The organism is Levilactobacillus senmaizukei DSM 21775 = NBRC 103853, from assembly GCF_001592085.1.
GTDB lineage: Bacteria > Bacillota > Bacilli > Lactobacillales > Lactobacillaceae > Levilactobacillus > Levilactobacillus senmaizukei.
In genome coordinates this window covers 1-979 of the sequence record NZ_BCWD01000067.1, presented here as the reverse complement: position 1 = coordinate 979, position 979 = coordinate 1, and the positions used below count along the sequence as shown (strand labels likewise).

Here is a 979-nt window from a genome sequence, read left to right as displayed (position 1 = left end):
TTCTTTCATAGTGTAGTGACGATAGCCTGAAGGATACACCCGTTCCCATGCCGAACACGGAAGTTAAGCTTCAGCACGCCGATAGTAGTTGGGGGATCGCCCCCTGCGAGGGTAGGACGTTGCTACGCGAATTTGGAGGATTAGCTCAGTTGGGAGAGCGTCTGCCTTACAAGCAGAGGGTCACAGGTTCGAGCCCTGTATCCTCCATTTGAGCCGTTAGCTCAGTTGGTAGAGCATCTGACTTTTAATCAGAGGGTCGACAGTTCGAGCCTGTCACGGCTCATTCACCTTTAGTGGTGAGTGACATTTAGATAATGAACGTCCATAACTGACTATGCCGACTTAGCTCAGTTGGCAGAGCACCTGTCTTGTAAACAGGGGGTCGGAAGTTCGAATCTTCTAGTCGGCATCATTTTGCGGAAGTAGTTCAGTGGTAGAACATCACCTTGCCATGGTGGGGGTCGCGGGTTCGAATCCCGTCTTCCGCTTAATACCGAGAGGTATTAGCTTAATTTAATACTTTGCACCCATAGCGCAATTGGATAGAGTGTCTGACTACGAATCAGAAGGTTGTAGGTTCGACTCCTACTGGGTGCATTTAACGGGAAGTAGCTCAGCTTGGTAGAGCACCTGGTTTGGGACCAGGGGGTCGCAGGTTCGAATCCTGTCTTCCCGATTAAATAAATATTTTATTTAACATTTCGCGGTGTAGCTCAGCTGGCTAGAGCGTTCGGTTCATACCCGAGAGGTCGAGGGTTCGATCCCCCCCGCCGCGATTTGGACTTGAACTGGACCTTTAGCTCAGTTGGTTAGAGCAGACGGCTCATAACCGTCCGGTCGTAGGTTCGAGTCCTACAAGGTCCATCACCAGTTGGACGTTGTATGTTTTTGGAGGATTACCCAAGTCTGGCTGAAGGGAACGGTCTTGAAAACCGTCAGGTGGGTCAAACCACGCGAGAGTTCGAATCTCTCATCCTCC

9 tRNA genes and 1 rRNA gene are annotated in these 979 nt (G+C 50.5%); all 10 read left to right on the top strand.

The features are described from left to right. Positions 1-11: 11 nt before the first annotated feature. The 10 genes from rrf (at position 12) to LSE01S_RS10650 (ending at position 979) form a co-directional block, all read left to right on the top strand. Positions 12-128: ribosomal RNA gene (gene rrf / locus LSE01S_RS10695) — 5S ribosomal RNA — on the top strand. Between the two features lie 6 nt (positions 129-134). Further along, positions 135-207: transfer RNA gene (locus LSE01S_RS10690), tRNA-Val, on the top strand. 3 nt (positions 208-210) lie between these two features. Beyond that, positions 211-283, top strand: a tRNA-Lys gene (locus tag LSE01S_RS10685). Between the two features lie 53 nt (positions 284-336). After that, a tRNA-Thr gene (locus tag LSE01S_RS10680) sits at positions 337-409 on the top strand. 7 nt (positions 410-416) lie between these two features. Beyond that, positions 417-488, top strand: a tRNA-Gly gene (locus tag LSE01S_RS10675). 35 nt (positions 489-523) lie between these two features. After that, a tRNA-Arg gene (locus LSE01S_RS10670) sits at positions 524-597 on the top strand. Between the two features lie 5 nt (positions 598-602). Next, positions 603-676, top strand: a tRNA-Pro gene (locus LSE01S_RS10665). Positions 677-702: 26 nt separating this feature from the next. Further along, positions 703-776 (top strand) — tRNA-Met (locus LSE01S_RS10660). A gap of 14 nt (positions 777-790) precedes the next feature. Then, positions 791-864, top strand: a tRNA-Ile gene (locus tag LSE01S_RS10655). Between the two features lie 26 nt (positions 865-890). Continuing rightward, positions 891-979: transfer RNA gene (locus LSE01S_RS10650), tRNA-Ser, on the top strand.